The organism is Novosphingobium sp. Leaf2, assembly GCF_001421325.1.
Classification (GTDB): domain Bacteria; phylum Pseudomonadota; class Alphaproteobacteria; order Sphingomonadales; family Sphingomonadaceae; genus Novosphingobium.
Genome location: NZ_LMJY01000019.1, coordinates 129,076 through 153,738, shown reverse-complemented (window position 1 = coordinate 153,738; position 24,663 = coordinate 129,076). Strand labels below are relative to the sequence as shown.

At 65.7% G+C, this 24,663-nt stretch carries 27 protein-coding genes; 20 read left to right on the top strand and 7 right to left on the bottom strand.

Going from position 1 to position 24,663, the window contains the following annotated elements; all coding sequences use genetic code 11:
- Positions 1–11 precede the first annotated feature (11 nt).
- The 4 genes from ASE49_RS17900 to hemC form a co-directional block, all read right to left on the bottom strand.
- On the bottom strand, positions 12–1,061 hold the full coding sequence (locus ASE49_RS17900) for an alpha/beta fold hydrolase (protein WP_156370336.1): 1,050 nt from the start codon (positions 1,059–1,061) through the stop codon (positions 12–14).
- Positions 1,062–1,150: 89 nt separating this feature from the next.
- Entirely contained in the window at positions 1,151–2,047 is an 897-nt protein-coding gene (locus tag ASE49_RS15075) for a hypothetical protein (protein WP_056774300.1), read from the bottom strand.
- Positions 2,047–2,766 (bottom strand): uroporphyrinogen-III synthase, encoded by a 720-nt coding sequence (locus ASE49_RS15070; protein WP_056774296.1) that lies wholly within the window; start codon positions 2,764–2,766, stop codon positions 2,047–2,049. The genes ASE49_RS15075 and ASE49_RS15070 overlap by 1 nt, the downstream gene beginning before the upstream one ends.
- A gap of 10 nt (positions 2,767–2,776) precedes the next feature.
- Positions 2,777–3,733, bottom strand: a complete 957-nt coding sequence (hemC, locus tag ASE49_RS15065; RefSeq protein WP_056774294.1) for a hydroxymethylbilane synthase — start codon at positions 3,731–3,733, stop codon at positions 2,777–2,779.
- A gap of 42 nt (positions 3,734–3,775) precedes the next feature.
- On the opposite strand from hemC, the gene tsaD reads away from it, so the two are divergent.
- The 5 genes from tsaD (at position 3,776) to ASE49_RS15040 (ending at position 8,834) form a co-directional block, all read left to right on the top strand.
- A complete protein-coding gene (tsaD, locus tag ASE49_RS15060; protein WP_056774292.1) occupies positions 3,776–4,810 on the top strand; it encodes a tRNA (adenosine(37)-N6)-threonylcarbamoyltransferase complex transferase subunit TsaD in 1,035 nt (344 codons plus the stop codon).
- Positions 4,807–5,832, top strand: a complete 1,026-nt coding sequence (locus tag ASE49_RS15055; RefSeq protein WP_056774289.1) for an NAD(P)H-dependent glycerol-3-phosphate dehydrogenase — start codon at positions 4,807–4,809, stop codon at positions 5,830–5,832. The genes tsaD and ASE49_RS15055 overlap by 4 nt, the downstream gene beginning before the upstream one ends.
- The gene (locus tag ASE49_RS15050) at positions 5,829–7,352 is read left to right on the top strand and encodes a lipopolysaccharide biosynthesis protein (protein WP_056774287.1); all 1,524 of its coding nucleotides are present in this window, start codon (positions 5,829–5,831) and stop codon (positions 7,350–7,352) included. The genes ASE49_RS15055 and ASE49_RS15050 overlap by 4 nt, the downstream gene beginning before the upstream one ends.
- Positions 7,349–8,071, top strand: a complete 723-nt coding sequence (locus ASE49_RS15045) for an OmpA family protein (protein WP_056774284.1) — start codon at positions 7,349–7,351, stop codon at positions 8,069–8,071. Before ASE49_RS15050 ends, ASE49_RS15045 begins: the two co-directional genes overlap by 4 nt.
- A 148-nt stretch (positions 8,072–8,219) precedes the next feature.
- The gene (locus ASE49_RS15040) at positions 8,220–8,834 is read left to right on the top strand and encodes a hypothetical protein (protein ID WP_056774526.1); all 615 of its coding nucleotides are present in this window, start codon (positions 8,220–8,222) and stop codon (positions 8,832–8,834) included.
- A 28-nt stretch (positions 8,835–8,862) separates the two neighbouring features.
- Here the strand turns inward: ASE49_RS15040 and uvrB are convergent, their stop codons facing one another.
- A complete protein-coding gene (uvrB, locus tag ASE49_RS15035) occupies positions 8,863–11,049 on the bottom strand; it encodes an excinuclease ABC subunit UvrB (protein WP_056774281.1) in 2,187 nt (728 codons plus the stop codon).
- A gap of 83 nt (positions 11,050–11,132) precedes the next feature.
- Between uvrB and ASE49_RS15030 the strand changes: the two genes are divergently transcribed.
- The 5 genes from ASE49_RS15030 to ASE49_RS18340 all read left to right on the top strand — a co-directional run bounded on the left by ASE49_RS15030 (position 11,133) and on the right by ASE49_RS18340 (position 14,215).
- The gene (locus ASE49_RS15030; RefSeq protein WP_056774523.1) at positions 11,133–11,690 is read left to right on the top strand and encodes a DUF3617 domain-containing protein; all 558 of its coding nucleotides are present in this window, start codon (positions 11,133–11,135) and stop codon (positions 11,688–11,690) included.
- A gap of 16 nt (positions 11,691–11,706) precedes the next feature.
- Positions 11,707–12,471 (top strand): esterase/lipase family protein, encoded by a 765-nt coding sequence (locus ASE49_RS15025; protein ID WP_056774279.1) that lies wholly within the window; start codon positions 11,707–11,709, stop codon positions 12,469–12,471.
- Between the two features lie 115 nt (positions 12,472–12,586).
- The gene (gene rsgA / locus ASE49_RS15020; RefSeq protein WP_235523006.1) at positions 12,587–13,624 is read left to right on the top strand and encodes a ribosome small subunit-dependent GTPase A; all 1,038 of its coding nucleotides are present in this window, start codon (positions 12,587–12,589) and stop codon (positions 13,622–13,624) included.
- Between the two features lie 3 nt (positions 13,625–13,627).
- The gene (locus tag ASE49_RS18580) at positions 13,628–13,783 is read left to right on the top strand and encodes a hypothetical protein (protein ID WP_200922062.1); all 156 of its coding nucleotides are present in this window, start codon (positions 13,628–13,630) and stop codon (positions 13,781–13,783) included.
- Positions 13,784–13,831: 48 nt separating this feature from the next.
- A complete protein-coding gene (locus ASE49_RS18340) occupies positions 13,832–14,215 on the top strand; it encodes a hypothetical protein (RefSeq protein WP_162234259.1) in 384 nt (127 codons plus the stop codon).
- Between the two features lie 134 nt (positions 14,216–14,349).
- Here ASE49_RS18340 and ASE49_RS15015 read toward each other — a convergent pair whose 3' ends face one another.
- Both ASE49_RS15015 and ASE49_RS15010 read right to left on the bottom strand, forming a co-directional pair.
- A complete protein-coding gene (locus tag ASE49_RS15015) occupies positions 14,350–14,625 on the bottom strand; it encodes a hypothetical protein (protein WP_156370334.1) in 276 nt (91 codons plus the stop codon).
- 264 nt (positions 14,626–14,889) lie between these two features.
- The gene (locus ASE49_RS15010; protein ID WP_056774273.1) at positions 14,890–16,398 is read right to left on the bottom strand and encodes a YifB family Mg chelatase-like AAA ATPase; all 1,509 of its coding nucleotides are present in this window, start codon (positions 16,396–16,398) and stop codon (positions 14,890–14,892) included.
- Between the two features lie 114 nt (positions 16,399–16,512).
- Between ASE49_RS15010 and ASE49_RS15005 the strand changes: the two genes are divergently transcribed.
- From ASE49_RS15005 to ASE49_RS14960, 10 genes are all read left to right on the top strand, one after another.
- The gene (locus tag ASE49_RS15005) at positions 16,513–17,271 is read left to right on the top strand and encodes a hypothetical protein (protein WP_056774270.1); all 759 of its coding nucleotides are present in this window, start codon (positions 16,513–16,515) and stop codon (positions 17,269–17,271) included.
- Between the two features lie 68 nt (positions 17,272–17,339).
- Positions 17,340–17,474, top strand: a complete 135-nt coding sequence (gene rpmH / locus ASE49_RS15000) for a 50S ribosomal protein L34 (RefSeq protein WP_056774268.1) — start codon at positions 17,340–17,342, stop codon at positions 17,472–17,474.
- A gap of 124 nt (positions 17,475–17,598) precedes the next feature.
- Positions 17,599–17,982 carry a ribonuclease P protein component gene (gene rnpA / locus ASE49_RS14995; protein WP_056774264.1) on the top strand — a complete coding sequence of 128 codons (384 nt, stop codon included), beginning with the start codon at positions 17,599–17,601 and terminating at the stop codon, positions 17,980–17,982.
- Positions 17,979–18,224 (top strand): membrane protein insertion efficiency factor YidD, encoded by a 246-nt coding sequence (yidD, locus tag ASE49_RS14990; protein ID WP_056774262.1) that lies wholly within the window; start codon positions 17,979–17,981, stop codon positions 18,222–18,224. Before rnpA ends, yidD begins: the two co-directional genes overlap by 4 nt.
- A gap of 76 nt (positions 18,225–18,300) precedes the next feature.
- A complete protein-coding gene (gene yidC, locus ASE49_RS14985; RefSeq protein WP_056774258.1) occupies positions 18,301–20,121 on the top strand; it encodes a membrane protein insertase YidC in 1,821 nt (606 codons plus the stop codon).
- A gap of 2 nt (positions 20,122–20,123) precedes the next feature.
- The gene (gene yihA, locus ASE49_RS14980; RefSeq protein ID WP_056774254.1) at positions 20,124–20,771 is read left to right on the top strand and encodes a ribosome biogenesis GTP-binding protein YihA/YsxC; all 648 of its coding nucleotides are present in this window, start codon (positions 20,124–20,126) and stop codon (positions 20,769–20,771) included.
- A 168-nt stretch (positions 20,772–20,939) separates the two neighbouring features.
- On the top strand, positions 20,940–22,073 hold the full coding sequence (locus tag ASE49_RS14975) for a DUF47 family protein (protein ID WP_082456502.1): 1,134 nt from the start codon (positions 20,940–20,942) through the stop codon (positions 22,071–22,073).
- 4 nt (positions 22,074–22,077) lie between these two features.
- Entirely contained in the window at positions 22,078–23,079 is a 1,002-nt protein-coding gene (locus tag ASE49_RS14970; protein ID WP_056774251.1) for an inorganic phosphate transporter, read from the top strand.
- A 69-nt stretch (positions 23,080–23,148) separates the two neighbouring features.
- Positions 23,149–23,814, top strand: a complete 666-nt coding sequence (locus ASE49_RS14965) for a glutathione S-transferase family protein (RefSeq protein ID WP_056774248.1) — start codon at positions 23,149–23,151, stop codon at positions 23,812–23,814.
- Positions 23,811–24,659, top strand: coding sequence for a S1/P1 nuclease (locus tag ASE49_RS14960; protein WP_442946031.1), 849 nt, complete (start codon positions 23,811–23,813; stop codon positions 24,657–24,659). Before ASE49_RS14965 ends, ASE49_RS14960 begins: the two co-directional genes overlap by 4 nt.
- Positions 24,660–24,663 lie beyond the last annotated feature (4 nt).

Here is a 24,663-nt window from a genome sequence, read left to right as displayed (position 1 = left end):
TTTGTTCACGCTCAACGGGCAATTGGCGATTGTTCCTGCCCGCGAGATTGCTCGATAACTGCTTTGACAGCTTCGATTACGGCATGTGGCTGCATTTGTTGAATGGCGTGCTGCGTGCCAGTGACCCGTAAATTGACACCGCGCTTCGATAGGGCGGCGAGTTGGTCGTGTTGATGCTGCCATTCAGCGCTCACCTTCGGCATTTCCGCTTCAAGCGCGGGCGAGGCATCGGGTCCCGCCGATAACGTATCAGCGGTCAACACACGCAATGGCATTGCCCCGTACTTGCGATCTTTATTGACAATCAACCGGCTGCTTTCGGCGAAGGTCGCAAACAGCGATGCTGCAGTCTTGAACATTGCCGGGTTCCGATAGAGCCCAAGCGATCGTTGCTTCAGCGCGTCAGGATACTCTGGAGGTATCGACAGGCATCCGTCTGGATCTGCCCAACCCACCTTCAATGAACCATTCTCCAGGGTTGCGGCGCATCTAAGGGAAATTGCAGCCCCGCCCTCATCCCATGCTCTGGTTGAAGCGGCAAGCAAAGGGGTTTCCCTTGCGGATATGGCCGCTTGATCGGGATAAGCAGGGTCGACCAAGACCATACCGATTACCTCGGCAGGGTGACGATCCTTGAAGAGCAGTGTCTCGTAGCTGCCGGAGGAATGACCCACTAGAATATAGGGGCCCGGTATCTTACCGGCGCGCAATGCGCGTTCGAGATCAGTAGTTGTCCGATCAACCGTTTGTGGCTCGGAACTTGGCCCACTAAATCCAAATCCTGCGCGGTCCCACGCACAAACCCGAACCTGCTTTGCGATAGTCGGTTGTACCTTGCTCCAAGTGACGCTCCAGTCACCTAAACCCGCAGTCATTACCACCGTCGGCGATCCGTGGCCCATGCACACCATGTGTATTTCACGTTCGTTCGGCAAAGCAACGAGATCAGGCCTGCTACCGTACGGCAACAAAGAAAGGTCTGGTTTCACAGCTTGAGCAGATAGCGACGCAAAGCTGCATAGACCGGCGATGGCTATCGCCGCGACGCGAAACAAGGCCAAGTAGCTTCCTTCTAGGTAGTTAGTGCCCTCGGCGCAATAATGGTGTGGCAGCTTCCCGGGAAGTTGTGCGAATCGGAACGCTCGCAAACCTACTGCGCAGCGTCTTGCGTCGGCTCGTCCTGCGGGGCGGCGGGTTCCAGGGTGCTGGGTTCCACGATGGGCTGGCCGCTGGCGTCCTGCAGGCGGCTGGGCTCCAGCATGGCGGCGGTTTCCAGCAGGTCCAGCGCCTTTTGCGCCGCTTCGTAGCGGCGCGCGTCGGTGATCAGGCGGTCTGCGGCGTCGGCGCCGGGCAGACGGCCCAGTTCGTCGATCGCGGCGTCGATGCGCCCGGCGATCAGCATCAGGCGTACGCGTTCGATGCGGGTGGAGGGTGCGCTCAGCGTGCTGGAATCGCGCCGCACCACGAACATCGAGGACACTTCGTGCCGGATGCGGTCCCACAAGTTGGCGTCCTTCCCGGTCACCGTCAGTTCGGGCGAGAGGGCTTCCAGTCGTGAGCTGAGATCATCGAGGGTGACGGGCTTGGCGGCAAAGTCGATCACCGTCTGCACCGCGCGCGGCTGCGCATCGGCAAAGCGCAGGCGCAGCTGGTCGGCCACGGGGCCCAGCGGCTCGCCGCGTTCCACCAGCCGGCGCGCGGACGCGGCGACCAGCAGGGCTTCGGCGCGCCCGGCGTTGCTGGCGGCGGCGCGCGCCTGCGGATCGATGCGCGAGAGGCGATCCTCGATCATCGCCAGCCGTCCCTCAACGGTGCCGATCTGCTGCAGCTGCGCGGCGACGGAGGGCGGTGCGGTAGGGGCTGGCGTGGCGGTTTCCACGCTTGGCACAGAGAGCGCGCCGAGCATGGTCGGCAGGTATCCGCGCACAGCGATCCAGCCCGTCAGCGCCGCGCCGAGGATGAAGGCAATCAGGGCGACGATCAGGGTGGGCGCCACTGACCGCTTGCGCGGCAGGGCGGCGGGGACCGGCGAGGGAATATCCTGCATCAAGGCCTTTTTTCTGGCAGTTGGGCGTCGTGCGCAATGTCTTGGCACATCTGCGCGGCCAAGGCCAGCAACGCCGCATCGTCCGGGCTGGCGGCGCTGCGCACGCGCGTCCATCCCGTGCCCGCCCGCCGGCCCACACGCGGACCGATCGCGGCCAGGTGGATGTGGCTGCGCGCGATGCCGGCTTCGTCGCACAGCTGCGCCAGCCGCACCGCAGCCTCGCCCGAATGGAGCAGCGCCAGCACGGGGGCGGCGAGCGCGTGCGCCAGGCCATCCGGCAGGGGCACCGGCTCACTGGCGTAAACCTCGCGCACCACGATCTCGACCTGCGGCGGCACGGCCAGTTCCACCCGCTCACGCCCTGCAAGGCGCAGCAGGCGCGCATGGCCGGGCTCCAGCCGGTCGAGCAGATCCTGCAGCCCGCCACGACCGGTGGCGATGACATGAAGCCCCGCATCGCGCGCAGCCCGGGCGCTGGTTTCCCCCACCGTGTAGGCGGGAAGGCCGCGATACTGCGCCAGCGCAGCGCCGCCGTGGCGCAGCGCGTTGGCGCTGCCGATCAACAGCGCGTCCACCGTGTCTGCCGCCACCGGCTCCCACGCCAGCGGCCGCACGGCGAACAGGGGAAAGGCATAGGCATTCAGTCCGGCGGCACGCGCCGATGCCAAAGTCGCCGATGCGCCAGGTTCCGGGCGCAGCACGAGCACGGGCAGCGTCATGCCTAGCGCCTTAGCTTTCCGGACCGGCGAAATGCACGGCGATCGCCGGCACCGCGCGGTCCAGCAGATCGGCGGCCAGCCTTGCGGGGCCAGCTGCATCATCGGCGGCAAATCGCGCCTCGCCGCTGACATGCTCGGCCCCGTCCGGGCTGTAGAGCGCAGCCTGCATCACCAGCATGTCGTCTTCCAGCCGGGTCAGCACGGCGATCGGGCTGTGGCAGTTGCCGCCCAGCCCGGCCAGCAGCGCGCGTTCGGCCAGCACTTGTGCGCGGCTGGGGGCATGGTCGATCGCGCGCAGGAACGCGCGGGTGCGCGCATCGTTGGCGCGGCATTCGACCATGATCGCCGCTTGCGCCGGGGCGGGCAGCCAGTCTTGCGCATCGAGCGGGTGGCCGGTGCCGGTTTCGCCCAGCCGTTTGAGGCCGGCGGCGGCCAGGAAGGTGGCGTCCACCTCGCCCGCCGCCAGCTTGGCCAGCCGCGTCGCCACGTTGCCGCGAAACGTCACCACGCGACAGTCCGGCCGGGCGTGGAGGAGTTGCGCCGCGCGGCGCGGGGCACTTGTGCCCACCACCGCTCCGGGCGGTAGGGCGGCGATGCTGGCCGCGCCCACCAGCACGTCGCGCACGTCTTCACGCGGCAGGATCGCGCCGATGCAGAATGCCTCGGGCCGGATGGTTTCTACATCCTTGGCGGAGTGCACGGCAAAGTCGATCTCGCCGCGCGCCAGCCAGTCGTCCAGTTCCTTCGTCCACAGCGCCTTGCCGCCGATTTCGGCCAGCGCCCGGTCCTGAATGCGATCGCCGCTGGCGGTGACTGCCACGATCTCCACGCGGTCCGGATCGATCCCGTGGGCTTTCGCCAGCCTGCCTTGCGCTTCGTGGGCCTGCGCCATCGCCAGTGGCGAGCGCCGGGTACCAAGGCGAAACCGTTCGCGCGGGCGGACGTTAGGGTGTTCATCGTAGGTCATCGGCGGCTTGTGCTACCCGCCATTGTCGTTCAGGGGAAGGCCGTGAGGACAGTTCTCGGCATCGAATCTTCCTGCGACGAGACGGCCGCGGCGCTGGTCACGGACGGGCGCGTCATCCTGGCCCAGCGCATCGCATCGCAGGACGATGCGCATCGTCCCTATGGCGGCGTGGTGCCAGAGATTGCCGCCCGTGCGCACGCCGAACGCCTTGCCCCCCTGATCGCCGCGACGCTGGCGGATGCGGGGATGACGCTGGACGATGTGGACGCAATCGCCGCAACGGCGGGGCCGGGCCTGATCGGTGGGGTCATGGTGGGGCTCGTCACCGCAAAGGCGCTGGCAATGGCGGCGGACAAGCCGTTGATCGCGGTCAACCATCTGGAAGGGCACGCGCTGTCGCCGCGCCTGGCCGATGCGAGCCTGGCGTATCCCTATCTCCTGCTGCTGGTATCGGGCGGTCACTGTCAGATCCTGCTGGTCGAAGGGGTAGGCAGTTTCCGCCGCCTTGCCACCACGATCGACGATGCGCTGGGCGAAGCGTTCGACAAGTCCGCCAAAGTGCTGGGCCTCGGCTACCCCGGCGGCCCGGCGCTGGAGCGGCTGGCCTTGCAGGGTGATGCCCGCAAGGTGCCGCTGCCGCGCCCGCTAAAGGGGTCTGACGAGCCGCACTTCTCCTTCGCCGGGCTGAAAAGCGCGGTGCTGCGGGCCAAGCAGTCTGGCGACTATGCCGACGCTGATATCGCCGCATCCTTCCAGCAGGCCGCGATCGATTGCCTGGTCGATCGCACAGGCCGCGCACTTGGCAAGGTGGGCACCGTCAATGCGCTCGTGGTGGCCGGCGGCGTGGCGGCGAACACCGCCATCCGTTCGGCGCTTGAGGCATTGGCGGCGCGGCATGGCCTGCCGTTCATCGCCCCGCCGATGCAGCTGTGCACGGACAACGCGGCGATGATCGCATGGGCCGGGGTGGAGCGACTGGAGCAGGGGCAGAACGATCCGCTGGACGTTGCCGCCCGTCCGCGCTGGCCGCTGGACCCGGCGGCGGATGTCGTGCGCGGGGCGGGGGTGAAGGCATGAACGCACGCATCGGGGTTATCGGGGCAGGGGCCTGGGGCACCGCGTTGGCTCAGGCGCTGGCCGGGGCAAGCGATAGCGATGGCAACGCCGGCGCGCCGGGCGACGTGCTGCTATGGGCGCGTGAGCCCGAACTGGTGGAAGCGATCAACACCCAGCGCCGCAACGATCTGTACTTGCCCAGTGCCGCGCTCGCCCCGGCGATCCGTGCCACCAGCGACATGGCTGAAATGGCCGAACTGCCGGTACTGCTGGTGGTAGTTCCCGCGCAGTTCCTGGCCTCCGTTATCGCGGCTCTGCCCGGTGGCACACGTGATCTGGTGCTGTGCGCCAAGGGGATTGAGGCCGGGTCCGGCAGGCTGATGGCGCAAGTAGCGGCGCAGGTTTGCCCCGCGGACCGGCTGGCGGTGCTGTCCGGCCCCACGTTCGCACATGAAGTGGCCGCCGGGCTGCCTACCGCCGTTACGCTGGCGTGCGGCGGCGGGCGCGCGCAATGGGATCGTCTGGCGCCGGCCATCGCCCGCCCGGCGCTGCGGCCTTATTATTCCGACGACGTGATCGGCGCCGAGATCGGCGGCGCGGTGAAGAACGTGCTGGCGATCGCGTGCGGGGTGGTCGAAGGGCTCAACCTGGGTCAGAACGCGCGCGCTGCGCTGATCGCGCGCGGTTATGCCGAGATGCTGCGCTTCGGCCTTGCGCGCGGGGCGCGGGCGGAAACGCTGTCGGGCTTGTGCGGACTGGGCGATCTGGTGCTGACGTGCTCGTCCACCTCAAGCCGCAACTTTTCGTTGGGCCTCGCGCTGGGCAAAGGGCTGACGGCGGCAGATGCCCTGTCAGGCAAGAACAGCGTGGCCGAAGGCGCGGCCACCGCGCCGGTGCTGGCGCAACTGGCGGCGCAGGCCGGCGTGCAGATGCCCATTGTTGAGGCCGTGCGCCGGCTGCTGGCCGGCGAAGCGCCTGCTAGCGAGGTGGTGAGTGCGCTGCTCGCCCGGCCTTTGCGCGCCGAACAGGAGCCTTCCGCTTGAGCGGTCCTTACGGCGATCCCGCCAGCGCGCCGCAGGGCGACAAGGAGCGCGACGATATCGCCGCGCTGGCGAAAGGCGGGCGCACCAACCTGTTCGGCTTTTTCCTGCGCCTGGCCGCGCGCATCCCGTTCCTGTTCATCGCCGGACGCTCGTCGGTCTATGGGCCTGCCGCACTGGGCCGTTTCGCATCGGCGCTGGTGCTGATCGAACTGACCTCGATGCTGTGCACCATGGGTGAGAAGCGCGGCTTGGCGCAGCGCCTGTCGGAAACCGAAGGGCAGGTGCCGCCCGCCAACGTGATCGCCGATGGCACGATCCTGGCGCTGATCGCCAGCATTGTTGCCTCGGTGCTGATATGGTTCGTGCCTGAAATCCTGTTTCCCGGCGGCCATTACACGTGGATCGACCGGCTGATGGTGGTCGCCTTGCCGGCGATGACGATGACCGAAATCTGGCTGGCCGCGCTGGCCTACAAGCTGCGGGTTTCACCCACGGTGTGGTCGCGTTCCATCGTCGAGCCTTGGACGATCTCGCTGGTGGCGTTCGCGATGATCTGGGTGCAGCCCGAAAGCGGCTTGTCGATCGCCTATATCGCCTCGATATATGCCGCCGCGCTCACCGCGTTCATCCCCTTCTTCCGTGCTTATGGCGTGCCTAAAGGGTGGCGGCCAAGGCCTGGCCCGATGCGCAAGCTGGCGATCCGCTCCCTGCCGATCGCGCTGGCCGATGCGATCGAGTGGGGAACGCGCCGGGTCGATATATTTCTGCTGGGCTTCCTTGCCCCGCCATCGGCAGTGGGTGTCTATTACGCCGCGCAGCAGGTCGCCAGCCTGCCGCAAAAGCTCAAGACCAGCTTCGAGCCGGTGCTGGGCCCGGTCATCACCCGTAATCTCAAAGACCGCGATTACGCCGCGATCGCCCGGCAAGTATGTCAGGTGGGCTTCTGGATCACGGCGTCACAAGCCGGGATCGCCCTGGCGCTGGGCATACCCGGAACCGGCGTGATGGGGCTGGTCGGTCGCGAGTTCGTGGGTGGGACCGGGGCGCTGGTGTTTTTGCTGGCGGCAGAAGTGGTGGCCGCTACCTCCGTCGTCAGCGAGGCGGCGCTGGTTTATGTGGCGCGGCTGCGAAATTTGTGGATATCGATCGGCACGATCGGCATCCAGGCGGTGCTGACGCTGGCGGGCATCCTGGCGATGCAGCGGCTGGGCTTCAACTCGCTGTATCAGGCTGCCGCTGCTGCCGTGGCGCTGATGGTGGCGCTGGGGCTGTCCTCGCTGGTCAAGGCGCGACTGCTGTCCAGCATCCTGGGCGCGCCGATCAACAACTGGCGCTGGGCGCTGTTATGGGCGGCGGCGCCGGCGGTGATCGTCGGCTTTCTGGCGGTGCGGTTCCTACCCGAATGGCTGGCGCTGGCGATCGGCATGCCGGCGATCCTGGGTGCCTATTTTCTGGTCATCTGGAAAAAGGCGTTCGGCCCTGAAGACCGGCGCTTGTTCCAGAAGACCAAGGCGGCATGAGTCCGCGCCGCGCCTCGCTCGTCGTCGCCGGTGCGGCGCTGTGCCTGGCCATGTCGATGGCGGCCACCCGCATGCGTGGCGCGGCCTTTGTCGGCGAACTTGCGCGTCAGGCACAGGCAGCGCGGGATACAGCGGGAGGCAAGGGCGTGACGCTGGCGTTCAGCGATCGCTACGGCTGGCTGACGCGCCACCCGGTGCTGTCGGGCGGCAAGGGGCTGAGCATCGACACCCGCACCCGCGTGGCCGCAGCGATCGCGGCGGTGCCGGGCATCGCGGGTGTCAGCTGGGCGCGCGAGGCGGATGGCCCGGCGGCCTCGCTCCATTGCCAGGACGACGTGCAGCGCATCCTGGAAACCCGCTCCATCCGCTTTACCGAAGCCAGCGCCCGGCTCGATCCCGCCAGCGAACGGCCGCTGGACGAGGTTGCCCGCGCGCTGCGCCCGTGCGTGGGCAGCATCATCGCGGTGACCGGGCATACCGATGCTGGCGGCATTCCCAAGGTGAACCTCGCGCTATCGCTGGCGCGCGCCGAAGCGGTGCGCTCCGCCCTCATCGCGCGCGGCATTCCCGAAGAAGGGCTGCGCGCGGCGGGTGTGGGATCGACCAAGCCGGTGCCGGGCCTCGATCCGCTCGACCCGGCCAATCGCCGCATCGAATTTTCAGTGATCTTCGCCGCCCCCGTCAAGCCCACGCCCATCGATACGCCAGGGCCGGGATGATCGGGTGCGCGCGGATGGACACTAGGAAAGGAAGCCGTCTTGCCGCTATGGCTTGAAATGGCCGTTTCGGTGCTGCTGACCTACGGGATCGGCTTTGGCATCGGCTGGCTGGTGTGGAATCGGAAAGGGTAGGATCGTCGTGCTGGAAATGGTTCAGGCCAACTGGCTGGTCTTTGTTGTTGCGCTGCTTGTTGGCCTGGTGGTGGCCTATTTCGTGTTCGCGCGCGGCAGCGAGCCTGCACGGCGTGATCGCCGGCCTGACGTGCTGGACGAAGGCGCTGCGCCGGCGCAGCGCAACCAGGCGCTGATCGATTCCGCGCCGGCGGCCGCGTTTCACATCGATCCCCCGGCGATGGCGGGCGGTATGGCCGGCATCGGCGAATTGATCGCGGTCGCCGCCCAGCGCGAGGCCAACGAGGCGCGCGCGCATCCTGCCGAGCCGCCGCAGACGATCGCCGCCGAGCCTGACCCTACCCCGGCAGCGTCCGCACCGGCGTTGGAGGAAACAGCAGGCGGCGATGTCGAGCCCGATGACTTGCGCAAGATCAAGGGGCTTGGTCCCAAGATGCTGACGGTGCTGCACGCGCTGGGCATCACCCGCTATGCCCAGATCGCCGCGTGGACGGACGCCGATCTCGATGATCTGGATACGCGACTGGGCGCTTTTGCCGGCCGCCCCCGCCGCGATAATTGGGTGGAACAGGCCCGCCTGCTGGCAACCGGCGACACCGGGGCATACGAGGCGAAGTTCGGGAAGATCTGAGGGCGCAGTGGCCCTTCACGCGCCGGCCTTATTTCCCGAACTTCCTTTGCGTCTTGCCGTACCGCATCTTGCGGGTGCCTGGCTTGCCTTCGTTCGAACGACCGACTTTCGGCGCCTTGTGCTCTGCTTCGGGTAGCCCCAGCTCGGTGGCTTCCAGTCTCCGGATCTCGTCCCGCAGGCGGCCGGCTTCCTCGAATTCCAGGTCAGCGGCGGCTGTACGCATGCGCTTTTCCAAGTCTTCGATGTAGCCGCGCAGATTGTGGCCCACGAGGTTGTTGCGGCCATCGTCCTCGATGTCGATGATGACACCGTCGCGGCTGGCCGTGTCGGCTACGATGTCGGCGATGCGGCGTTTGATTGATTGCGGGGTGATGCCGTGCTCGGCGTTGAACGCCTCCTGCCGCGTGCGGCGCCGGTCGGTCTCGGCGATGGCGCGTTCCATGCTACCGGTCATCCGGTCGGCATAGAGGATGACCCGCCCGTCCACGTTGCGCGCCGCGCGCCCGATGGTCTGGATCAGCGAGGTTTCCGAACGCAGGAACCCTTCCTTGTCCGCGTCCAGGATGCACACCAGGCCGCATTCGGGAATGTCCAGCCCTTCACGCAGCAGGTTGATGCCGATCAACACGTCGTACACGCCCATGCGCAAGTCACGGATCAGCTCGATGCGCTCCAGCGTCTCCACATCGGAGTGCATGTAGCGCACCCGCACGCCGGCCTCGTGCATGAACTCGGTCAGGTCCTCGGCCATCCGCTTGGTCAGGGTGGTGACGAGAGTGCGATAGCCGTTGGCGGCGGTCGCCTTGCACTCCACGATGCAGTCCTGCACCTGATCTTCCACCGGGCGGATCTCCACCGGCGGATCGATCAGACCGGTGGGGCGGATCACCTGTTCGGCAAAGACGCCGCCGGTCTGGTCCATTTCCCAGTGGCCCGGTGTTGCCGATACCGCGAACGTCTGCGGGCGCATCGCGTCCCATTCGTTGAAGCGCAGCGGGCGGTTGTCGATGCAACTGGGCAGGCGGAAGCCGTATTCCGCCAGCGTGATCTTGCGCCGATGGTCCCCGCGCGCCATCGCGCCGATCTGTGGCACCGTCTGGTGGCTTTCGTCGACGAACAGCAGCGCGTTGTCCGGCAGGTATTCAAACAAGGTGGGAGGCGGCTCACCCGGCAGACGCCCGGTCAGGAAGCGGCTGTAGTTCTCGATCCCGTTGCATGATCCGGTGGCGGCGATCATCTCCAGGTCGAAGTTGGTGCGCTGTTCCAGCCGCTGCGCTTCCAGCAGCCGGCCTTCGGCCTCCAGTTCCTTCAACCGCTCGGTCAGTTCGAACCTGATGGCGTCGGCCGCCTGCCGCATCGTCGGGCCCGGCGTGACGTAATGCGAATTGGCGTAGACCCGCACTTTATCGAGCGCGGCGCCTTTCTTGCCGGTGAGCGGATCGAATTCGGCGATCTCCTCGATCTCGTCGCCGAAAAAGCTGATGCGCCAAGCCACGTCTTCCAGGTGGGATGGGAACAGCTCCAGATTGTCGCCGCGCACGCGAAAGTTGCCGCGTGCAAAGGCCACGTCGTTGCGCTTGTACTGCAGGGCCACCAATTTGCGGATGATCTCCGTCTGATCCTGCGCCTTGCCCACTTCCAGGTCGAAGATCATCGCAGAATAGGTTTCAACGGAGCCTATGCCGTAAAGGCAGGACACCGAGGCGACGATGATGACATCGTCCCGCTCCAGCAGGGAACGCGTGGCCGAATGGCGCATCCGGTCGATCGCCTCGTTCACCGAGCTTTCCTTCTCGATGTAGGTATCGGACCGGGGGACGTAGGCTTCGGGCTGGTAATAATCGTAGTAGGAGACGAAATATTCCACCGCGTTGTCGGGGAAGAAATCCTTGAACTCGCCATACAGCTGCGCGGCCAGAATCTTGTTCGGGGCCAGGATCAACGCCGGGCGCTGCAGTTCTTCAATGACCTTGGCCATCGTGAACGTCTTGCCGGAGCCGGTAACGCCTAGCAGCACCTGCGTTTTTTCGCCTTGCGCGGCGGAGGACACCAGTTCGGCGATGGCGGTCGGCTGGTCGCCGGCGGGCTGATAATCCGAGACGACGCGAAATGGCCGGCCGGGCATCGATTTGTCAGGGCGCTGCGGCTTGTGGGGAACGAAAGCGCCCGTGGTATCGGGTTCTTCCAGACCGCGACGGATAATAAGCTCTGCCATACCGGAACATATGGGGTATGGCTGGCCCGGCGGCAACCGCTGTGCACACGGCGCGTTGGCGGGACAGGGCGATGGAAATGGCAATGGAGGGAAACACCATGAAAAGCGCGATGACGATTATCGGGGCAGCGGCGCTGCTGGCGCTGACGGGCTGCGGGTCCAAGCAGCCGGGTGCGCCCAAATCTACCGAAGAAGTGAAGCAGGAAGCGGCCAAGCTGGAAACGCCCGAGCCCGGCGAATACAAGCAGGTGCTGGAGATCACGCGGTTCGACGTTCCGGGCATGCCCAAGGAAAGCGCCGAGCAGATGAAGGCGATGATGAAGGCCAATCAGCAGAACACCATCTGCCTGACCAAGGCCGACGCCGACAAGGGCTTTCGCGACATGTTCAAGGGTATGGGCAAGGGCAGCCAGTGCAGCTATTCGAAATTCGATGTTGATGGCGGTCATCTGGATGCCCAACTTGATTGCAAGTCCCCGCAGCAGGGCAACGCGACGATGACGCTCACCGGGACCGTGAAGAAGGACGGCTCCGACGTCGTCATCGATATGAACGCCAGTGGCGCGCCCGCGCCGATGAGCACGATGAAGATGACGATGCACATGAAGACCACCCGCCTTGGCGATTGCAAGGCATCATGATGATACGAAAGGCGCGATGGGCCCGCTAAGCGAAGACGAGGAACGGTTCGCCGGATCGCTGCGCCATGCCATCGCGCGTCGTGCAGCGTTCGCGCGTGAGCAGCATCCCGATGGCGTGCGCAAGCCGCCGACGGAGCTGATGCTGGCCGAACTGCGCTCGCTTTATCGGCGCGGGCATCGCGTCCAGAAGGTGAAGCCGGCGGTGCGGCCGATGCCGGTGATGCTGTTGCCCGGCTTTGGCGCCCACCCGCGCCGGATGCAGCCGATGGCCGATGCGCTGTCTGCCGCCGGGCATCACGTGCATCACTGGGGGCTGGGGCTCAACCTTGGCGCCAACGAGCGCAATTTCTCCTACCTGATGCGGCGTGTGGCTATCATTGCCCGTGAAAGCTGGCATCCGGTCGCACTGGTGGGGTGGAGCCTGGGCGGTCTGTTCGCACGGGAAATCGCCCGGCGCGAACCGCATCTGGTGGCCAAGGTGATCACCATGGGCACGCCGTTCTCCGGCGATCCGCGCGCCAACAACGCCTGGAAGGCCTATCAGGTGGTAACCGGCCATTCGGTGGACAGCCCGCCGATCGACTGCGATTTTTCCGCAAAGCCCGCCGTGCCCACCGTGGCCCTGTGGAGCCCGCGCGATGGCATCATCGCCCCGCGCGCCGCGTGCGGGTGGCCGCATGAAAGAGACCGCGCGGTGGCGATCCGCTGCAGCCATCTGGATTTTTCCAGCGCGCCCAAGGTCGTGGCCGAGGTGCTGCGCCAGCTGGACGTGCAAGAATAGCCGGCGCCATCAACGCGATTGCGCGAACGCGCGCCAGACGCCAAAGGGGCAGTCTGATTACTACCCACATTTACCAGGGACACAGCCTATCGCCACCGATGCATCCTTCACGCCCGTGCCAACGCTGACGCCTGCCGAGGGCCTCACTCTGGCAGAGCTTGGCTGGCGACCGTTCTTCGCCGCACAGGTTCTGGACTATGAAGCGCGCGATTACCTGCCCGTGCGGGTGATGGCCGTGCATCGGGGCATGGTGGCCGTGGCGGGCGAGGGCTTCGAGGGGATGATCTCCTCCATGCTGCCCAAGCCGGCAGGGCCGGAAGATCGCCCCACGGTGGGTGACTGGCTGCTGATCGATGGCGAAACGCATAGCCCCATCCGGCTGCTGGATCGCGCGAGCCTGTTTAAGCGCCCCGCACCGGGGGACGAGCGGCGGCTGCAACTGATCGCCGCCAACGTCGACACCCTGTTCATCGTCACATCCTGCAACCAGGATTTCAACGTCGCCCGGCTGGAGCGCTATCTGGTGCTGGCGCGCGAGGTGGGCGTGCATCCCGTGGTGGTGCTGACCAAGATCGATCTGGCGGATGACGTCGGCACGTTCATAGAGGCCGCGCGCGCGTTGCAGCCCGATCTGGAGGTGGAGCCGGTGAACGGGCGCGATGCGGGCAGCCTTGCCGGGCTGGCGGCACGCTGCGGTCCGGGGCAGACGGTGGCGCTGCTGGGATCGTCGGGCGTCGGCAAATCGACGCTGGTGAACTCGCTGCGCGGATCGGACAGCATCGCCACGCAAGCCGTGCGCGAGGCCGACGGCAAGGGCCGCCACACCACCACGGTACGCGAAATGCACCGGCTGGAAGGCGGCGGCTGGCTGGTCGACACTCCCGGTATGCGCGAACTGCGGCTGACCGAGGCGACCACGGGCCTTGCCGAAGTGTTTGACGATATCGTCGCCATGACGCTGGAATGCCGCTATACCAACTGCACCCACGAAGCCGAACCGGACTGCGCGGTGCGCGCCGCGCTGCGCGATGGCACGCTCGATCCAGCGCGGTTGGGCCGATGGCGCAAGCTGTCTGCCGAAGACAATGAGGGCACCGGCACTGCCGGCGCCAGACGTACCCGCGCCGCGACCCGGCCGGGTAAAAGGAAATAACCGATGGCCGATCTCTACCTCAAGGCGCTTGAATCCGAACGCCGCAAGCTGTGGGCCGAATGCCGCCTGAAGGGGCTGCCCAAAGGCACGCCCGAACGCCAGCGCATCGTCGAGATCGACAAGGCGCTGGCCGAACACAAGGCGAAGAAGGCCGGGTGAGGCGGGGCCAAGGCGCTGGTGTTACCCGTCGGCGCAAGCGAACTGCCAATGTCCGTAACCGCCCCGTTGCCGCTGTACTCAGGACCGGACAGTTATCGAAATGCCAGCTCAATAGGTGACCTTATGCTTAAATGCATCATGGCCTTCTCTCTTTTGACGGCCAGTACGATTGCCGAGGCTACCTCTCCGCAACAGCCAATCGCCGAAGGACCATTTGAAAGCATATCAAAGGCCACAGAGGCAGCTCGCGAATGTGGATTTCGAGAGCTTCGCGTAGTCGTGAGACCGACGAAGTCGCAACTGTTCATAGATGGCGAGATGCCAAGCATGGAAGTGCAACAGTGCTTTTCAGCTTTGATGACGCCGCGAGGCAAGAAGATGAAATTTTCTCCCCGGTGGTGGAACGACGACTTTACTCGCGATCATCCGTGATGTCTGGAATCCACCCCTTTCGGTCCCTCCTGATGCAGAGGGCCGCACTCCAAAGGGGGGCGTCCGGTTTCCGCCGTTCCGAAAGAAAAGCAGCCTGACCGGCCGCACCCCAAAGCGGACACTTCCTTCGCTTTCTAGCGTTCGAGACAGATGTCAGGATGACAGTCGAGTCGGTCGACAATGCGAGTCACCGTGTCTTCGTTCGCAATTGTGTCCGTCCCACCTGCCCGCATCTCTTCAAGAACCGCCCATTCCATGATGCCGAGCCAGTCTTCTCCGTCCGAACCCTCATAGACATCGAAGAAGCGGCGAAAGGGCTCTCGGCCTTCCATGTAGTCGGATGCCGGGATCGAACTAGCGTTGAGGGACCATTCCTTTGATGAGAGGATCGTATGAAGCACTTCTCGCACGCGAGCAGTTGCTTGGAGGTGTGTCACCCGGACTTTCATCGGAGCGTGCATACCTCTTCAGGACAAACACCGAAAGGCAGCAATCCACCAAACCTAGCCCTTCCGTCCGATCCGAACTTCCCCACGCGGTCTGGCGAAAGTTCAGTTCACCACGCCCGCTAGCCGATCGTTGGGAAGGCGCTTCTCTTCGGGCTGCTTGATCGATCCACGCATATATATATATATTCGCATCATCCTCATGCCGGCCATGAGACAACATATGCCTCAATTCACCGGCGCGCGCCGGCGATAGCTTAACGCCTCGGCGATATGGATGCGGGTGATGCTGGCCGACCCCGCCAGGTCGGCGATGGTGCGGGAAACGCGCAGCACGCGGGTGTAACCACGCGCGGACAGGCGCATCGCTTCTGCCGCCTGCAGCAACAGCTTGCGCCCCGCCTCGTCCGGGGTGGCGTGTGCTTCCAGCAGATCCCCTTCCAGCTCTGCGTTGGTGCGCGCGGCCATGCCTTCGAGGCGGGCGGACTGTACTGCCCGGGCCCGCGCCACACGGGCGGCCACTTCGGCGCTGCCTTCTGCCGGCGGAGGCAGCGCCATATCGACGGCACGTACTGGGTCCACCTCAACATGCAGGTCGATGCGGTCGAGCAGGGGGCCGGACACCTTGCTTTGATAATCCGCGGCGCAGCGCGGTGCGCGGCTGCAGGCCAGCGCCGGATCGCCCAGGTGGCCGCAGCGGCACGGGTTCATCGCGGCCACCAGCTGGACCCGCGCCGGGTACGTCAGATGCGCATTGGCCCGCGCGACCGTAACCTCGCCGGTCTCCAGCGGCTGGCGCAGCGAATCGAGCGCCTGGCGTTGAAATTCAGGCAGCTCGTCCAGAAACAGCACGCCCAGATGCGCCATCGACACTTCGCCGGGCCGCACTTTCAGCCCGCCGCCGGTCAGTGCCGCGATCGAGGCTGAGTGGTGCGGCGCGCGATAGGGCCGGGCGCGGCTGATGCGGCCATTCTCCAGCGTGCCGGCCACGGAGGCGACCATCGAGACTTCCAGCGCCTCTGACGGGGTGAGTTCGGGCAGAACGCCGGGCATGCATGCGGCAAGCAGCGATTTGCCCGCGCCCGGTGGCCCTACCATCAGCAGGTTGTGGGCGCCCGCCGCTGCGATCTCCAGCGCCCGGCGCGCCGTTTCCTGCCCTTTGACCTGACGCAGATCGGCCCCGCGCGCCGGCGGCGTTACTTCGCCCGGCGGCGGGGTGGGCAGCACCTGCCGTCCGCGCAAGTGGTTGAGCAGGCTGATGAGGTCCGGCGCGGCGACGACCGGGACCTCGCTGGCCCAGCGCGCCTCCGACCCTTGCGAGGCGGGGCAGATCAGCCCCTTCTCCACCGCGCTGGCGTGGATCGCGGCCAGCAGCACGCCGGGCGAGGGGATCAGCCGCCCGTCGAGTGCGAGTTCTCCTACGGCCACGAAATCGCCCATCTGCTCGGCATCGATCACGCCCATCGCGGCCAGCAGGGCCAGCGCCACCGGCAGATCATAATGCGAGCCTTCCTTGGGCAGGTCAGCGGGGGAGAGATTGACGATGATGCGCTTGGGCGGCAGCGCCAGGCCCATAGCCGTCAGCGCGGCGCTGACCCGCTGGCGGCTTTCGCCCACCGCCTTGTCCGGCAGACCGACGAGCGTGAAACCGGGCATGCCGGGCGCGATCTGGCATTGCACTTCGACGGCCCGCGCTTCGAGCCCGAGATACGCGACGGTGGAGACAAGGGCGACCATGCGACGGGGCCTACCCGGCGCGGCCCTTCAGGGCACCTGCGTAATTCATGGCTTACAGCGTTTTAACCGCGTCTGTGCAAGCCGGGGTAAGGGTATCGGAGGCACCGTTGCCGCATGCGCGCGCTCATTGCAAACCTGGCCCTGATCTGGTGCTGCCTTGCCGGCCCTGCGGCCGCGCAGGCGATCGGTTATCAGACAGTCGACTGGAACGTGGAGGCCAGCCCGGACGGGACCGAGCGCACCGTCGTCGTCCTGTCCGAGACGGTGACACAGGAGATCGCGCTGCCGCAAGGGCAGGCTTATGGCCCGTTCCGCGTGCTGGATGAAGGGCGCGCCGCGCTGGTGGACGTTACCGATGCGCGCACGCCTGCGCTGTTCGCCGCGATGCTGCGCGATCATCCCGGCATTGGCGAGATCGAGATGGTGGAGTGCCCCGGCACGGACGATGACGTGGCGAACCTTGCGGTGGGCCGCATGATCCGCGCGCATGGCCTGGTAACCCACGTGCCGGCGGACGGGTCGGTCCGATCAGGTGCGGTCGAGCTGTTCCTGGCCGGCGTGCGCCGCTACGCCGATCCCGGCGCGGAGTTCGCGGTCCATTCGTGGCAGGACGATACCGGCCACGAACCGCGTGACTATGCGGCTACGGCGCCGGAGAACCAGCGCTATCTTGCGTACTACCGGCAGATGGGTATGAGCGCGGGCCAGGCGGCGGCGTTCTATGCCATGACCAATTCGGTGCCGTTCGCGTCGGCGCGCTGGCTGGATCGGGTGGAGATGGCGCACTGGGCGCAGCTGGACGGTCGGCCCGACCTGCCGGGCACACCGCGCGTGCAACTTGCCGTTCTTGACTCTGCGGGCCCGCTCCCGTAACGGCGCGCAACGGTTTACGTGGTCGTCGGTTCGGCGACCCCTTTTTGTTTGAATGTTCGAGGACTGTCATGAAGCGCACTTTCCAGCCCAGCAACCTTGTTCGCGCCCGCCGTCACGGCTTCCGCTCGCGCACGGCCACCGTCGGCGGTCGCAAGGTGCTTCGCGCCCGCCGCGCCCGCGGCCGCTCGAAGCTGTCGGCCTGATCCGCCGCTGGCGGCAGGGGTGTCGAACCCTTGCCTGACGGCGCCAGACCATGCTTTCGCTGCTGTGCGGAGGCATGGTCTGGCGCCGTTTTGCTTTGGCGCGAATCGAGGCAGCTTTACGCCAATGGCTGACGCCTACACGGTCCTGACCCGCCGATCGGATTTCCTGGCCGCCAACCGTGGCCTGCGAGTCGCGCGTCCCGGCTTCGTACTGCTGGCCAACCGCAATGCGGGGCACGGGCAGCGCGCCGGGATCACCGTCACCAAGAAGATCGGCAACGCGGTGGTGCGCAATCGCATGAAGCGGCGGTTCCGGGCGCTGCTGCGCGAACTGCTTGCCGACCATGGCCTGCCGGACACCGACCACGTCTTGATCGGCCGGGAAAACGGGATTGAGCGTGATTTCACCGCCTTGCGCACCGAACTGATCGCCGCGCTGGGCCGGGCGCGGGATGGCAAGGGCGATTCGCCAAGGCCGCACGGGCGCAAGCGGGGGCCGCGCAAGTGAAGCGGGCGCTGGCGTTTGTCGTGTCGCTTCCCGGCCTGGCGCTGATCGGCATCGCCCGGCTGTGGCAGGTCGGCCCGTCGGCGATCATGCCGCCCACGTGCCGCTTCACGCCGTCGTGCTCGCAGTATGCGATAGAGGCGGTGCGCAGGCATGGTGCGATCAAGGGTGGATTGCTGGCGCTGTGGCGTCTATTGCGCTGCCAGCCGTGGGGCGGGCACGGTCATGATCCCGTACCGGACTGACAGTACCTAAGCGGGGGTGGGGCGTCTGGCACGCTGCCGCCGAAGCGGAAAATTTTCGAGCAGGACACAAGCCTTCGTGCAAAACCAACGCAACATCATCCTGGCAGTCGTGCTGACGGCGCTCGTGCTTTTCGGTTGGGAAGCCGCTGTCGGCTATTTCTATCCCCAAGCCAAGACCCCGGTGCAGACCGTGGCGGCAGGCGGTGCGGAAAAGGCCACCAGCCCGACGACCCCGATCAAGCCGACGCGCGAAGGTGGCTTGGTCGATCCCAATGACGTGGCGCTGGAGCAGAAGGACCTGAGGGCGGAACTGGCCAGCGGTGGCCGCGTTCCCGTGGCCGCGCCGGGCCTGTCCGGCTCGATCAACCTGACCGGCGCGATGGTCGATGACCTGGTGCTCAACCGCCACCGCGAAACGGTGGAGAAGAACTCCGGCCCGGTGCGCATCTTCTCGCCCGCCGGCACGCCCGCGCAGCAGTTCGCGCAAGTGGGCTGGCTGGGGCAGGGCGGCGTCGCCGCGCCTAACGCGCAGACGGTATGGACCGCGCCCGCCAATGCGCGGCTGACCCCTTCCACGCCGGTAACGCTGACCTGGGCCAATCCCACCGGCCAGCGCTTTGCGATCACGTATTCGATCGACAACAATTACATGATCACCGCTGTGCAGACGGTGGAAAATGCCGGCGGCGTGCCGGTTGTGGTCAAGCCCTTCGCGCTTGTGAACCGCACCGACAAGACCGCCAGCCTGTCCACCTGGAACGTCCACTCCGGTCCGATCGGCGCGTTCGATGGCTCGGTGAACTTCAACGTGGGCTACAAGTGCGGCTCGTCGTTCTCTTTCCTGTCCTCGTGCGTCGATCTCGATGCGCAGAAGTCGGTCGTGAACCAGGGCAAGGCGGACTGGATCGGCTTTACCGATATCTACTGGATGTCCGCGATCGTACCGGTGAACGCCAAGGCCGACAGCACGTTTCGCGCGATGGGCAACGACATTTTCCGCGCCGACCTGATCTATGACCAGCAGGTGGTGCAGCCGCGCAGCCGCGTATCCGCCACCACCAAGCTGTTCGCCGGCGCCAAAGAACATGCCGTGCTCGACGCCTACGAAAAGCAGGGCATCACCAATTTCAGCCTGGCGATCGACTGGGGCTGGTTCCGCTGGTTCGAAAAGCCGATTTTCTGGCTGCTGACCTCGTTGTTCAAGCTGGTGGGCAACTTCGGCTTCGCGATCATCCTGCTGACCGTGATCGTGCGCGGCGCGATGTTCCCGGTCGCGCAGCGCCAGTTCGCCTCGATGGCGGCGATGCGTGCGATCCAGCCTAAGATGAAGGCGCTGCAAGAACGCTACAAGGACGACAAGCAAAAGCAGCAGCAGGAGATCATGGCCCTCTACAAGAAGGAGGGGGTCAACCCGCTGGCGGGCTGCCTGCCGATGTTCCTGCAGATCCCGGTGTTCTTCGCGCTCTACAAGACGCTGATCCTCTCGATCGAGATGCGCCACCAGCCGTTCATCCTGTGGATCAAGGACTTGTCCGCGCCCGATCCACTGCATGTGCTCAACCTGTTTGGCCTGCTCAACTTCCAGCCGCCCGGCTTCTTGGCGATCGGTGTGCTGGCGCTGCTGCTGGGCCTGACGATGTACCTGCAGTTCCAGCTCAACCCCGCGCAGATGGACCCGGCGCAGCAGCAGGTGTTCAAGATCATGCCGTGGTTCATGATGTTCGTGATGGCTCCGTTCGCCTCTGGCCTGCTGGTGTACTGGATCACCTCCAACATCCTGACGATCGCGCAGCAGAAGTTCCTGTATAGCCGCCATCCGCAATTGAAGGCGCAGCAGGACAAGGACGCGCAGGACAAAGCCCGCGCGGCTGAGCGCGACAAGGGCGCAAAGGCTTGAGCATGGATGACGATCAGGCGCTGGCCGAATTGACGGAGCGGGCGCGCAAACTGTTTTCAGGGCCGGTCACGTTCCTGAAAAGCGCACCCTCGCTCAATTTCCTGCCCGAGCCGGAAACGCCCGAGATTGCATTTTGCGGACGTTCCAACGTGGGCAAGTCGTCGCTGTTGAATGCGCTGGTGGGCCGCAAGGCGATTGCCCGCACGTCCGTTACCCCGGGGCGCACGCAGGAGCTGAACTTCTTCGACGTGGCCGAGCCGCTGCGGTTCCGGCTGGTTGATATGCCGGGCTACGGCTTCGCCAAGGCGCCGCCCAAGGTGGTGGAGAACTGGCGGCGCCTGGTGCGCGATTACCTGCGTGGTCGCGTGGTGCTCAAGCGCACGCTGCTGCTGGTCGATGCGCGCCACGGGGTGAAGCCGGTGGATGCCGACATGATGAAGATGCTGGACGAGGCTGCGGTAGGCTATCGCATCGTGCTGACCAAGGCGGACAAGATCAAGGCCAGCGAACTGGACGCGGTGCACGCCGCCACGATCGCCGAGGCGCGCAAGCATCCCGCCGCATTCCCGGTGGTGCACGTGACGAGTTCGGAAAAAGGCCTGGGCATCGATGAACTGCGTGCTGCCGTGCTGGGCGATTCGGAGCTTTGATCGCCAACGCGGCGGGCATGGGCAACATACGTTCGTGTGCTGAAACGGGATGTTCACGCAGGCTCTATATGATCGTGCAGTCGCGCCAAGTTATGTGACGATTGCGTGACAACGTCGGCTCGCTTATGGGCCGCAGCTTGTGTGGTCAGGGATGAAGGAGTCTCGCCGATGCGCCAGATTGCCGTTCTTCCCTATCGCACGCTGGGCGCCAGCGTGGACGCGCCAATCCAGATTTTGCTGATAACCTCGCGCCAGTCGCGCCGCTGGGTCATTCCCAAGGGCGGACTGATGAAGGGGATGGCGCCGCACGCCGCCGCCGCACAGGAAGCGCATGAGGAAGCGGGCGTGCGCGGCGCAACGTGCCCGGTGCCGTTGGGCTCATACCGCTATCGCAAGCAGCGCGCGTCCGGCGCGTCGGTATGGGCCGACGTGGACGTCTATCCGTTCTCGGTGACGGAGGAACTGGACACCTGGGACGAACAGCATCAACGCGAACGCCGCTGGTTTTCCCTTGCCGATGCCGCCAAGGCAGTTGACGAGGAAGACCTTCGCGCGCTTATCCGTTCTTTCGGCGCGAGCGAATTTCGAGCCGCGGCCAGCCCTGCGCGCCTGTTCGGCGCGGTGGCCGGCACGGTCGCTACAAAAACGGGAATTAACACGATGTTCGCCTGGTTCCAGAAGCTGCTCCCCGAACAGGGCAACTTCTTCGACTTGTTCGAAAGACAGGCAGGAACGCTGGTGGCGGGCGCCGACGCGCTGGCGCGGCTGGCGCAGGGCGGACCGGGCCGGGGTCAGCACATCCGCGAAATTGCCGAGCGCGAACATGACGCGGACGACATCACCCGCGAAGTGCTGCAGACGGTGCGCCGCAGCTTCCTGACCCCGTTCGACCGTTCGGCGATCACCGGCCTGATCAACGCGATGGACGATGCCATCGACGAAATGCAGCAGGTGGCCAATGCCTGCGATTTGTACGAAGTGGTCACGTTCGAGCCTGAGATGATCGACATGGCGGCCATCATCGTCGATGCCGCCCGGCTTACTGCAGAGGCGATTCCGCTGCTGCGCAAGATCGGGGACAACGGGCACCGCCTGCACGAATTGACCGAGCGGCTGGTGCGCATGGAAGGGCACGCCGACGAAATCCACGCAGCGGGTCTAAAGCGGCTGTTCAAGGCCGACCTGAGCGATCCGATGCACTTCTTCGTACGCCAGGAAATGTTCAAGCGGCTGGAGCGGGTGGTCGATCGCTTCGAGGATCTCGCCAACGAGATCGACGGCCTGGTCATCGATCACTCCTGATTTCATGGACCACAGCCTTGCCCTGCCGCTGCTGATCGGGCTGGTCGTGCTCGCGCTCGCGTTCGACTTCCTGAATGGGTTGCACGACGCGGCCAATGCCATCGCCACGGTCGTTGCCACGCGGCTGCTCTCGCCCGTACTGGCGGTGCTGTTCGCGGCCGCCGGCAATTTTCTCGCCTACTTTTTCGTCGGCCTGCATGTGGCTGAAACGGTGGGCAAGGGCATCATCTCGGTGGATGCGGTAACCCCGGCCGTGGTGTTCGGCGCGCTGATCGGGGCGATGTTCTGGAATGTGCTGACCTGGATCAAGGGCATCCCTTCCAGTTCCAGCCACGCTCTGATTGGTGGGCTGCTGGGCGCGGGCATCGCCCACGGCGGGTTTGCGGTGGTCGAAAGTTCGGGCACGATCAAGACCGTGATCGCCATCGTGGCCTCACCGATCCTGGGCTTCATCCTGGCGATGGCGCTGATGCTGCTGACCAGCTGGCTGTTCAAGAGCACCACGCCGCGTCGCTCCAACGGCATTTTCAAGACGCTGCACCTGTTTTCCAGCGCCGCCTATTCGATCAGCCACGGCGGCAACGATGCGCAAAAGACGATGGGCGTCATTGCCGTGCTGCTCTATTCCACCGGGCACATGAGCGGGGGCTTCCACGTACCGCACTGGGTGGTACTGTCCTGCTACACCGCGATTTCGCTGGGCACGCTGTCGGGCGGGTGGAAGATCATCAAGACGATGGGCTCCAAGCTCACCAAGCTGAACCACCATTCGGGCTTTTGCGCTTCCACCGCCGGGTCAATCGTGGTGTTCGGGGCAAGCGCGATGGGCATCCCGGTATCCACCACGCACGCCATCACCGGATCGATCGTCGGCACCGGCGCCGCGCGCCGTTCCAGCGCCGTGCGCTGGTCAGTGGCGAGCCGCGTGATCGTGGCGTGGGTGGTCACCATCCCGGCAAGTGCGCTTGTCGGCGCGCTGTTCTACGGCCTGACCCGCCTGTTCTGAAAAGGCGGCCTCGACAGGCCCGTTGCCACCGCTTAGGTCCGGCTTTCGCGCAACGGAGAATCGCCGCCCGTGAAGCTTATTATCGGCAACAAGAACTACTCAAGCTGGTCGCTGCGCGGTTGGCTGGCCTGCAAGCAATCCGGTCTCCACTTCGACGAGATCACCGTCCCGCTTTATGGCGAGGAGTGGGAGGCGTTCAAGAAGGCGTCCGACGATCTGGCCCCCAGCCAGGGCAAAGTGCCGATCCTGTGGGATGGCGACGCCGTGGTGTGGGACAGTCTGGCGATCGTCGATTATCTGGCCGACAAGGTGGGGCGCGACCGGTTCTGGCCCAAGGGCGATGCCGCGCGCGCGATGGCTCGCTCGATGGTGGCGGAAATGCATTCCAGCTACCTCGCGCTGCGGCGCGCCTGCCCGATGAACATCCGCGCCCGCGTGACGTTGCCGGGCCTTGATGATGCAACCCGCGCCGATATCGTGCGCATCCTGACGTTGTGGGCAGAGGCCCGGGCCCGCTTCGGCAAGGGCGGCCCGTTCCTGTTCGGCACCTTTGGCGCGGCGGACGTGTTCTATGCCCCGGTCGTCAGCCGGTTCCTGACCTATGGCATTGGCGTGCCGGGCTTCGCGCAGGCGTACATGCAGGCAGTGTGGGAACATGAATGGATGCAGGGTTGGATCGCCGCCGCCGAGTCAGAGGACTGGGTGATCGAACAGTTCGAAAAGCCGGTGGCATGATGCGCCGCCTGGCCCTGTTGCTCGCCCTGGCGGCGACGCTGCTGTCCGGCCCGGCGATGGCCTGGGGCGCGCTGGGGCATCGCACCGTGGCGGCGATCGCCATGGCCAACGTGAAGCCGCAGACCCGCGTCGCGATCCGCCGCCTGCTGGCGCATGAAAAGGAAATGGACACGCCCGCCTGCTCCATGCGCACGATCGAAGATGCAGCGACGTGGCCTGACTGCATCAAGGGCGAGCGGTGGCGCTGGGCGTATCAGAACGCCTGGCACTACCACGACCAGCCGGTGTGCGGCGTCTTCGACCTCAAGCGCAACTGCCGCGACGGGATGTGCGCAACCGACCAGATCGTGCGCGACGCGCGTTTGCTGGCGGATCGCAAGCTGGCACCGGTGCTGCGGCTGGAATCGCTGGCGTTCCTGGTCCACTTCGTCGGCGATATTCACCAGCCCCTGCATGTGGGGGAGAACGAGGATCAGGGCGCCAACGCGGTTAAGGCCGATTACGGCATTGCGCCTGGGCGCAATCTGCATTCGATCTGGGACGGGGTACTGGCCGAACGTGCCATCACGTCCGCCCGCCCGCCGCTGGTGCGGGTCTATACCCCGGCGGAGAAGGCACGGCTGGCGACCGGCGGGGTTGAGGACTGGGCGCGCGAAAGCTGGCAGGTTAGCCGCGATTTCCTGTACCCGGCCGCGTTCGGCGGCACCCTGCCGTGCAACGTCAAGGAACCGCAAAAGGTGGTGTGGACCAACGCGGCGACCGAGCAGGCCATTCCTATCATCGACGAGCGCATTGAGCGCGCAGGCCTGCGCCTGGCGCAGATGCTGGACAAGGCGCTGGCCTGACGGG

Bases quoted from the DNA above. Each gene is read 5' to 3' on its own strand.
- ASE49_RS14970 (WP_056774251.1), top strand. From the start codon at position 22,078: ATGGACCACAGCCTTGCCCTGCCGCTGCTGATCGGGCTGGTCGTGCTC.
- uvrB (WP_056774281.1), bottom strand. From the start codon at position 11,049: ATGGCAGAGCTTATTATCCGTCGCGGTCTGGAAGAACCCGATACCACG.
- ASE49_RS15025 (WP_056774279.1), top strand. From the start codon at position 11,707: ATGGGCCCGCTAAGCGAAGACGAGGAACGGTTCGCCGGATCGCTGCGC.
- hemC (WP_056774294.1), bottom strand. From the start codon at position 3,733: ATGACCTACGATGAACACCCTAACGTCCGCCCGCGCGAACGGTTTCGC.
- ASE49_RS18580 (WP_200922062.1), top strand. From the start codon at position 13,628: ATGGCCGATCTCTACCTCAAGGCGCTTGAATCCGAACGCCGCAAGCTG.
- ASE49_RS15045 (WP_056774284.1), top strand. From the start codon at position 7,349: ATGAGTCCGCGCCGCGCCTCGCTCGTCGTCGCCGGTGCGGCGCTGTGC.
- ASE49_RS15040 (WP_056774526.1), top strand. From the start codon at position 8,220: ATGGTTCAGGCCAACTGGCTGGTCTTTGTTGTTGCGCTGCTTGTTGGC.
- ASE49_RS15030 (WP_056774523.1), top strand. From the start codon at position 11,133: ATGGAGGGAAACACCATGAAAAGCGCGATGACGATTATCGGGGCAGCG.
- rpmH (WP_056774268.1), top strand. From the start codon at position 17,340: ATGAAGCGCACTTTCCAGCCCAGCAACCTTGTTCGCGCCCGCCGTCAC.
- rnpA (WP_056774264.1), top strand. From the start codon at position 17,599: ATGGCTGACGCCTACACGGTCCTGACCCGCCGATCGGATTTCCTGGCC.
- ASE49_RS15010 (WP_056774273.1), bottom strand. From the start codon at position 16,398: ATGGTCGCCCTTGTCTCCACCGTCGCGTATCTCGGGCTCGAAGCGCGG.
- ASE49_RS15070 (WP_056774296.1), bottom strand. From the start codon at position 2,766: ATGACGCTGCCCGTGCTCGTGCTGCGCCCGGAACCTGGCGCATCGGCG.
- ASE49_RS18340 (WP_162234259.1), top strand. From the start codon at position 13,832: ATGTCCGTAACCGCCCCGTTGCCGCTGTACTCAGGACCGGACAGTTAT.
- ASE49_RS15075 (WP_056774300.1), bottom strand. From the start codon at position 2,047: ATGCAGGATATTCCCTCGCCGGTCCCCGCCGCCCTGCCGCGCAAGCGG.
- ASE49_RS15005 (WP_056774270.1), top strand. From the start codon at position 16,513: ATGCGCGCGCTCATTGCAAACCTGGCCCTGATCTGGTGCTGCCTTGCC.
- yihA (WP_056774254.1), top strand. From the start codon at position 20,124: ATGGATGACGATCAGGCGCTGGCCGAATTGACGGAGCGGGCGCGCAAA.
- ASE49_RS14960 (WP_442946031.1), top strand. From the start codon at position 23,811: ATGATGCGCCGCCTGGCCCTGTTGCTCGCCCTGGCGGCGACGCTGCTG.
- ASE49_RS14975 (WP_082456502.1), top strand. From the start codon at position 20,940: ATGCGCCAGATTGCCGTTCTTCCCTATCGCACGCTGGGCGCCAGCGTG.
- ASE49_RS15055 (WP_056774289.1), top strand. From the start codon at position 4,807: ATGAACGCACGCATCGGGGTTATCGGGGCAGGGGCCTGGGGCACCGCG.